This is a genomic window from Vibrio sp. V38_P2S17PM301 (genome assembly GCF_009904845.1).
Taxonomy (GTDB): domain Bacteria; phylum Pseudomonadota; class Gammaproteobacteria; order Enterobacterales; family Vibrionaceae; genus Vibrio; species Vibrio proteolyticus.
This window is the reverse complement of the sequence record NZ_WXWO01000091.1, coordinates 25,992-35,946: the sequence shown is the minus strand read 5'-3', so window position 1 is coordinate 35,946 and position 9,955 is coordinate 25,992. Positions and strand designations below refer to the sequence as shown.

The window sequence follows — 9,955 nt, the reverse complement described above, 5'->3', positions numbered from 1 at the left end:
ACCGGCAGCCAGACCCGTTGTTTGGCCGCTGATCACCACGCTCTTCGCCTCTTCCTGGCTGTATGGCGTATCCTGATTTGGCGTCAAAGCCCAGGTCACTGGTGTATTCACGGTTTGTGAATGCGCATCCAGAGTATTTTCTGCGGCGTTTTTGAAACCACTCACTTCGACATTCACCGTTTCCTGCGTAGCTGAAAGCGCTATCTCTGATGTGGTGGTTGCCGTCCATGTGCTGCCAGAGCCCGTTAAGGTCGTGTTTACACCCGCAATCGTCACCGCCCCTTCGGTCACCGACTCGCTGAAAGTCACATTCACCACTGCAGCGGAACCATCGCGTAATGTATCAACACTGATGTTGCTAACGCCCGGCTTTTGCTGGTTCAGCGTCAATGTCTTATCCGCAGGCGCCAACTCACTGGCGTTGACCGTAATACTGTTTGCCACTGTCACGTCACCACCGAAGATCAAAGTGATCGGGCCATCGGCAAATTCAGAAATGTCGTATGCTGAGCTTGCCCAAGTTCCTGCATTGGCGTCGTAGTTCAGCGGTTGAGCGGCCGTTTGCTGCGTTGCACCTTTTAGCTGCAGTGTCATCGTGGAAGATGCCACATGCGTAAACGTACCACTGATGATGACTGATTTAGCGTCAGACTCATTGACCTGATCAGGCATCACAGTCACCGCCATCTGTGGTGAATACGCCAGCGAGTAGTCACTGTTGGCTGAGCCGATATTGCCGTATTCGTCCTGATAATCCGTCACTGTCAATGCCACAGCATCGGTAGCATCCATACTTGGAACAACCACATTACCATTCCAAACCGTCCCTTCTGGGTTTGCTGTCAATTGAACGTCTGCACTACCCAGAGTCGCTTTCACTCCGCTGACTTTCTTATTGAACGTCAGCGAAACATTGACCGATTCACCCGAAACCTGATGGGTAGGGTTAAAGGTTACATTGCTCAGAGCTGGCTGAGTGCCAGACATCGTTGCTTCACGTGACGCATTTGCTGACGTTCCATTTTGATTGCTTCCTGAGACTGTCACAGAGACATTACCTTCGCTCCAGTCAGCAATGTCGACTGGTGATGATGACCATTCGCTGTCGCTGCTAAATGTAGCTTCAATCGTTGTGGTCTCGCTGTTAGCACCTGACAAGGTGATGGACAGGGTATCACCTTGCTCAAACCCCAGTGCGCTGCCGCTCAGCACCAAGGCCTGCGCTTCATCGACTAAGATCACATCATCGGCCGTGATCGTGTTCACAAAAAGTTCTGGTTGGACATTAAAAAGGGCTTCCTGTGAAGCCCCCGTGTTGCCAGCCAAATCGGAATAACCCGTCTGGACAACAACACGTTGACTGACCTCCCCGGCCTTGAGCTGGGGAGTGACACTCCCCACCCAAGTTTTCAAATACTCTTCCCCGGAACTAAAGCTGATATTCACCGCTCCGAGCTTGGCGCTGACGTCCTTAACAGGCTTCGAGAACGTCAGTGTCACGGTATTCTCTTGCCCATTGACGACGGGTATCTGATCAAGCGAAATGTCATTCGAAACGATGTTTGGCAGCGTTGCGGACAAATTGAATTGTATTTGCTCCGATTGCACCTTTGCTCCTTTGGCATTGGTGCCTTCCGCCATAACGCTCACTTCTCCATCCGCAACCGACGAGAGATCAACGGTTGTCTGCCAGGTATGGTTACTTACCGTAGCTTCGGGCGTGCCTCCGACCTGATGCGTAATTTCACTGCCCTGAGAGTAGAAATGCAACGCAAGTTTATCACCGTCACTAAAACGAGTGCTGGTTCCCGAGATGGCAACGCTACTCACGTTAGTCGAGTTGATATCATTGATCGTATTTACCGCCAGAGTGGGAAGCAACGGCAACCTAAAGTTACTGTTAGCTTCGCCTTTATTACCAGCCACATCACTGTATTCGTTAACCTTAAGAACCAAATCCGTCACGTTATCACCAACCGCAGGTGCAGTCACAGTACCATGCCAAACCATCAGGTTGACGTCGTCTTGTGTCCACTGCACCACGTTAGAGATACCGCCCTCGGCACCAAGGCTGCCTGTAACGCTCGTGACTATTTCTGAGAACTGCGCCGTCACCTTCACCGATTGGCCGCTGCTTGCCACCTGAGGATCAAACTGTACTGCCTCAAGTACCGGAGCCGTACCATCTAACTCAACGGACACTTCTTGTGGTGTGCTAGTTAGCCCCCACACATCTGTTACTTCAACGACAACTTTCAGTTTTGATTTGTCGATATCGCTAGAAAGCAGCTGGTATTTAAAGGTGTTACAGAAGTAACCATCACCACAATCGCTGGCTTGGCCGAACCTGGCAGAGGTATCTTCACTGAATACATACGCTTGTCCATCCACACTGACGGTGTAATCGGTCACCTCCGAACCTTCATAAGCTTTGTACTTGAATTTCACTTCAAGACTTGCACTTACGTTCGCTTCTATCGACGTCCCTGCTGCTGGTGATTCAATACTCGCCTCAATCTGTCCTCGTGGGCGAACGATAACGATCGGTTGTGGATCAGCCTTGTTACCGGCTTTATCTTCAAGCGCTTTGACTACAAACTCAAATTCACCCGTTGAGTTAGTACCCGGTAGCAATGAGTTCACCTCTCCAGAGAAGTCACAAGCAAGACCACCACCCGATAACGGCTCACATTTATCTTTACTCAACAAAATGTCCAGCGCACTCACTTTACTCAGTGTTGGCTTACCTGCCGAAGAACCAGCCGCATCCTCACTGTAAACACCAGAGAAATCGTCGCTAAATTTCAGCTTGGTTACAAATTTCTTCTTACCGTTGACAGTCAGTACACTCTTCTCATTGAGGAAGTATTTCCCGTTTACCCAGTTCGAATCAGCTTCATCTTTCACCACAGTCGGTACTGTTGTATCCAAGCCTGCGAAACTGAACAGACTCACTTTTTCGGCTTTATTTTGGGTAAACGTTCTGGTGATCAAAACCGGATTTTTCATCGACTGACCAGCTATACCCTCCAGCTGACAGGAGTAAGACTTATCGCTTGGTAAAACCAGTTGATACGGAGGATCCTGGTTATCAGGCACCTGATTACCAGAGCCGTTCCAACTGTCACGGATCCAACATTCCAGCTTCTCGACCTGCGCCTCACCACTGTGCTCAAACTCAACATTCAGAGACTTACCAGAAATATACGTGGCAAAGTTAGCTGGGCTGGTCACTTTCGTTAACGCGACCCCTTCACGTTGAACATTCAATGTGTAAGTGCGCTTAGCGGTGTTCGGGTTGCTTTGCATATTTCCTGGGTACACCACGTTGTCTTCAACACTGAATTCAAAAGTGTACAGGCCGTCTTGTGACGTTTTATCTATGCCAAGTGTTACTGACCACTGATTATCTTCGCCTTTTTGCATCGCCAGAGGGATGCTTGCACCACCATTGAATTTGTAGAAGGCTTCCGGCGTTTTCGTTCCGCTAATGTCTTCGGCGCGCAACGTAAAGACAATGTCGCCCGTTTGGTTAACAAAGCCGCCATCCGATATCAGAGAAGAGTCGGCCTTGTAGCTAGCCTGCAGTTCTTTGATATCTGGCACGTTATTATCAACCCGAATATTAAAACTTTGTGAGTTGCTAAATCCACGTGTGTTACTCGCTTCAACATGCAGTGTGACATCGCTTTCAGCCAACACGTTAATCAGGCGCTTTTCATCCCCCGACGGGGTTGTACCATCGATATCTGGTTTTGTCTGATCCACTGGGTAAATCCAGTAACGAATCGTGTCTTTGTTTACACCGTCGTTACTCTGGTTATCCAAGTTAGAGCCATCGTAATCCACTGCGTTAAGCGTAAATTCATAGCCATTTTTAGTATAAAAATAGTTTTTACTGATGTCCGCTACGTTAAGGCTGAGCGTTGGGCCATTGCGGTCAATCCGCACCTGACGTGATGGCAAATCAGATTCAAAACCTTTTTTATCCTTAGCTTTAACATACAGGTAAACCTTGTCGGACTCGCTGCCTTTAAGGTCAATATTGTTGGCTTCAGATTCGGCAACGTTCAGCTTGTAAGAACCGACTGGTTGGGTCGATAGCACCTGCTCTTTTACCAGCGTATCCTCACTGCCATCGGTGTGCTTTTGATAAAGAGACACCGCTTCAACACCAGACGCATCCGTGATGGATGTAAAATGGACATCAAAGCTCTTACCTAGAACATTCCCTTGAGTTGAAATAGTGTCTCTAGCCCAAGGCGTGTCTAACATCATCGCCGGACCAACAATATCAGGAGTAAAGGTCAAAACGCCTTGTGAGCTTGTACCTGCAGGCACCGCCGCATTTTTCGCAACAACGAAGAACTGGTGCACGCCGTCTACCGATGCATTGATGTTTCTTGCAATCAACCGCACCTTAACGTCCGGTTGTTCAGCACTCAAACAAGCGGGCGCAGTTTCAGTCGAAAGATCGTCCGCACATTGCACAAGATCCACAACCTCACTCAACGGCGCTTTATATTTCACACTGATCTCAGAAAGTGGGCTCTGACCATCGTCTGCCAGTAGAATCAGGCTGCGTGGAGGCCATTCGTCATTACCACCCAGTACTTTAGGAATCTCTGCGGTACCCTCACTACGGGCAACGGGGCTGGTGGAGTCAATGTTGACCGTAAACGTTTCAACACCGTACGTATTTTGATCCCGTTTGTTCTGCAGTTTGTCCTCGGCGACAAAGTACACTTTCCAGTTACCGTTATCGAGCGTGTGCTTGCTTTCACCCTCACACGATAGGCACAGCTCTAACGTCGTATCTTTGCCAACATTCTTCAATTCGTCTTTTGTAAACACCTTCGTTTTGCTTGGATCGTCTTTCGAAACAAACAAAACTTTACGCTCATCCGGAATATCACCGACACGATCGGTTACGGCAAAGCGCAGTGGGATCTGGCCTTGGATATTCAGATAAGTATCGGCATTGCTAACGCCTGCAGGGAGTTTGTACTCGACGCTAGGGTAATCATTATCAACGACAAACACGGTATAATGCGGTGGATTATGGTTGTTACCCTCCACGTCTTCCGCCTCTACCGCAACAGTGAGTTGATCAATACCCGGATAGCTATCCTCGTCTTTGGTATTCAAGTCAAAGCTTTCAGATCTCTGGTAATCCGTTCCTGTTTTGAGTTGTTTCTCGAATGCCTTTGTATCTGAGCCATTCAGTGGACGCCAAAGCGCACTGAATATCGGAATCGGAGAGTTCTTAATTTTAGACGCGTCTTCAATTTGCACGTTAAACTTCACTAAGCCGGCAACGTAAGTCTCATTATCCGCTTTGTATACTGAACCTGTACCCGCGTCTGCTGACGCAGTGACTGTCGGACTTGGTGCTTCACCATCAATACTTCCTCCAGACTGCGTGAAGATATTCTGTGACGCGTTATTTACGGTAATACTTGGATAGGCTTTAGCAATGACGTCTGCCCACTCCAGCGCATCCCTTACTGAAATACCAAAAGACGTCATAACATTATTAACCGCCATCGCTAGCACTTGACGATACGTCTCTGACGTAACTTTATCTCCGTTAACAAAAATCTGCTGGCCTTGGCTGTTCACACCGTCCGCTTTGCCATCCGCGGCCAGATCGTCATAAAACGCCGCGGCATACTCAACTGAAGAAATACGGGAGCTTCCGCCAGTCAGATCGAGCAGGCCTTCCACAATGAAGCGGTGGAAGAACTCATCGTTCAACAAAATCTCTTTTAGGTCTTCATTGGTCGCATAACCGGTCAGAACTGGGTCAAAACCGAAGAAAGAAGCGTTACTTTTAGACGCCAGGGCATTCACAACTTGCTGCAAATACGCTTTAGCATCAGCGTACGTATGCTCACTCTGCTGGCTCCAGATGTAGTCAAACAATCCGGTATGGTATGCCGATAATTCTGTCAGATATATGGTTGAAGGCGGGTTTAGAGCATCAAAGTACGCGCCTAAATGTGCGTTACTGAGATCGACATCTCTGCGTGTTTTGTTGCTCCATTGGTAATAATACGCTTTCCCCGCACCTGGATTACTGAGCTTGAGTTGCAAGAACTGATAAGCACCAAGGTCGGAGCGTAGTTGGCAGGTCGCCACATCCGTCGTCCCCTCAACAAGCCGTGTAGTGCAGCTTGCCACCGGGTTACTGTCAAAGTTACCTTTAGAATTTAATCCACGAAGTTCCACCAGCGCATTAGCAAATGGTGTCACCACATTGAACGTAGGCAAGTCAAAGGTCGATCTGAAGTAAATGGTACTGACATCACTTAGGTTACCAGAGCGATCTTCAGTGGTAATGGTAATCTTCTGTTCGCTGCGCTCCGGTACGGACGCGTAATTATCTTCAAGAAGCTCCTGTACGAAGGGAACGTAATAATTGAGGTAAGAGAGTGGCTCTTCCCCGTTTTTGATGATCTCTTCGTGAGGAATGGCACCGGTCGGTTTCGAAAACGCATCGTGACTGCTTACTTGACCAGCAATATTGTAGTCATTATCCGTCGGTGATTTTACGTAATAACGCACCGTTACTTTCAAATCTTCTGCAGAGGTTCCCTGCGCGCCGCCTTCTACATCAAAATTGTCATCCTGTACTTTTACCTTGATGTAAGGAATGTGGTTATTTTTCAGTGTGGTCAAGGCACTGGCATTGAAATCAGCAAAATCAATATCCTGGTGGACGGCTTTCAGCCCTGAGCGAGCGTATACAAAGTCGACTTTCAGATGGTCTTGCGTGGTAGAGATGTTACTTTCAGTAAACGTATTTGACGTGTAGTCTTTGAGCTCTGTTAAGCCCCGGCTACCGTCAGGCGCAATTGAAATAAACGCCATCTGCGCGTCGTCAATGTTCGGATATGTTACTGACTGTGTTGGCGGTGAATTGTCTTTGGTGACAACCCACTCTTTTCGAGTTTCATTCCCCTGAGCATCCGTTGCAGTGATGGTGAACGTGGTCGCCGCACCAAAGCCAGTTGCTGGATATGGTTCGTTGAAGGCACATTTTTCGCCCGCAGGTTCACGACAGGTGATGTCACGGAAGTCGTCCTCACCTAGGCTAATGGTCAGACTTGCAATTTCACTGGTGCTGTCCATCGCCCAACCTTGAAGGTTGTAGCTGTCATTCGTGCTGTTTATGGTCGGTGATGACTCAACTTCAATCACAGGTTTTACGTTGTCCCAGAAGAAAGGCAACAATACGCCGCTGTTCGACTCATGATAATTGCCGAGCACGTCCTCAGCATACACGACCAAACGCGCCCCAAGGATAAGAGGCTCTCCCTCATCTGGCGTTGGATAATTGCGGTCGATGGTAAATGTGTCCACTTCCACACTGGCTTGAGTAGCACGGATGCCGCTGGTAAAGTCAGTCAGGTCCAGCTTGCAGTACTGCTCCATATAACCGTCAGTACACTGCATTTCCTCGGACCAACCATTCGCGGTTTCCAATTGCAGTTTGACCGTTAGGTCCTTGACACCGACATCATCTTTTAGATCGATGATGATTTTGGCATCACCGGCAAGCACGCTGTCACTGTTGCGCGTCACCGTTGGTGCATCTTGATCGATGGCGACTTCATCTCGTGGTGGCAACGCGCCGCCGTTGCCGTTTGGCGTGCCTAGTTTATTGAGCTGCTCACTGAAATCGCGGTATTCGCTCGGCTTGGTGCCCGACACGTTTAAAGCAGGATCGTTCACGACAATCATCACGTGTTGGGACAGTACGTTCGTATACAACTCGCTGTTTACGTCAACCTGACCAAAGCTCATACCCAATTCAACGCCGTTAGCGTCTGCTTCTTTACCATCCAGCACTCCATCCGAGCGGATATCTCGATATTGGATGTCCGATAGATGCATTGATGTATAAAGGGTTTTACTTTCTTCGGTAGGGTAACGGTCTATCAGATCTTTGGCGTAAGACGAGTAAGCCGTTAATAACGCGCCGTATTTATGGCCATCGGTGGCATTGCTGCTTTGACCGCCCTTGGTAATGTCAATCGGGGTGGTTTCGTTAACATCAAAACCGTACATATCGCTGATGGTATTTACCGAGCTTGTGACCGCATTGGTCGCACTCTCTCCACGTTCGATTTTGTACTCTGCCAGACCGGTCGCCATATTTGACAACGGCGTCAGCATGATCGACTGAGATGTTCCTTCTGAGAAGTTGGCCACACTCGACATCGTCATTGTTTTGCCATTACTGGCCGATATCACTTCTTCTGTAATCGGATCGCGGTAAGCGCCGCCGCTGGCCTTCACATAGACCGGCATGCTAGAGGATTTGACCGGAACAGAATAGTAACCGGACTGATCCGACTTGGATTCACCCAGTTTACGTCCTAATTTTCCGTCTTTGTATTCCCAAACAGATACTGTGGCACCAGATACTGGCGCATCGTATACCTTGCCTGAGATGGTTCCGGTGGCGCGATCCGGTGGCGTAGAGTCTTTCTTACTGCCACCGCCACCACCGCCGCCACAGGAAGCGAGCGTCATGGCTAAACAGACTAAAGACAACCTAGCTTTATTATTATTGATGCTAATCATGATATCGACGTTGTATAAAAATTTACCGGATTATATTTTTTATAGGAATTTTCTCAACGTGTCATATTGACTAACTAATTAGGTATATTGACCAATCATTTGGATTAATTAACTAACCTATAATTGTTATTAATACTCATATTTCGAAAGTAGAATTAAAAAACAAAACTTTTAATGCGTCACTATAGGCAAAAAATTTATATTTTTTTCTTACAGATTGTAATCCATGACTCAGACGTGCATAATTCCGAGTCAAAAAATAAAGCGTTAACGCTAATAATTAATTCGTCAGAATCGGCTAAATCTATGATGGTGAACACTGAGTACCTCAAAAATACGCTATCAGAGTTAAGTGAGTTCAGGCCTTCTCCGAAAGCCTGCTACCTTGGCTTTGCCCTGCTATTCATTACGATCCTTACTTACTCCGTGTCCATGCGTACCGCACCAGACACATCGGCAGCCTGGAGACTTCCCCCTCTGGAAGAGCCGCCAATCTCCGTAGAGCACCCTGTCACGTCCAGTTTTAGAATATATAATGCGCATATTCAGGGCTCTTTTTTTATTTCCGCACTGGATGCAGGAATGAGCTCCTATGAAATCAGTACCTTAGTCAGTACATTAAATTCACATTTTAACTTTGTCACCATTCCAGAAGACGGCGCTGAATTTTCTGTCGAGTTTGATGATATTAAATCGTCAAAGGTCCGAGCTTTTTATTATAAAGATCAGGGCAAGCAGTTTTTTGCTATGCGTTATAAAAATGGTCACTTCTATAATCAAGACGGCGTCGCACTTGAGGAAGAAGCATTTCTGTTACAACCAACCACAGTCCATTTTCCTATCAGTTCAGGCTTTGACTTAGATCGCTTGCACCCGATCACACGCAGAGTCACTCCCCATCACGGCACAGACTACATGACTCCCGTTGGTACACCTGTGATGAGCATTGGTTCTGGTGAAGTCATCGCTTCGCGTTACGACCGATTCGCTGGTAACTATATTACCGTGCGTCACAGCAACGGCTACGCCACTCGCTATCTGCATTTATCAAAACGCTATGTACATAAAGGCCAGATCATCAAAAAAGGTCAACCGATCGGATTGACTGGCAATACTGGCAGAACAACAGGCCCCCACCTGCATTTTGAGCTGCTGAGTAACGGGAAGGCGATTGATTTTGAACGTTACCGCTATCAGTTGAAATCTCCTAAATCGGACATTCTACTGAGCCGGGCAGAAAAAAAAGAAATGCAACTTGAGATTCAGCTGTTTATGGCACGAGTGGCAGAGCAGCAGCAACTCGGCTTAGCGATGAACTCTCCCAAAAGCAATGAGCGTCCCGCAAAACCACTGGCTCAGTAGT

2 protein-coding genes are annotated in these 9,955 nt (G+C 47.8%); one reads left to right on the top strand and one right to left on the bottom strand.

The features are described from left to right. Positions 1-8,541 (bottom strand): tandem large repeat (locus tag CAG64_RS19280; RefSeq protein ID WP_161489350.1); only part of this gene is annotated, 8,541 nt, incomplete at its 3' end. Positions 8,542-8,898: 357 nt separating this feature from the next. Between CAG64_RS19280 and CAG64_RS19275 the strand changes: the two genes are divergently transcribed. Beyond that, complete coding sequence (locus CAG64_RS19275) at positions 8,899-9,954, top strand: peptidoglycan DD-metalloendopeptidase family protein (protein ID WP_237668437.1); 1,056 nt, start codon at positions 8,899-8,901, stop codon at positions 9,952-9,954. Position 9,955: the final 1 nt, after the last annotated feature.

Coding starts and splice junctions, on each gene's coding strand:
- CAG64_RS19275 (WP_237668437.1), top strand. CDS start 8,899: ATGATGGTGAACACTGAGTACCTCAAAAATACGCTATCAGAGTTAAGT.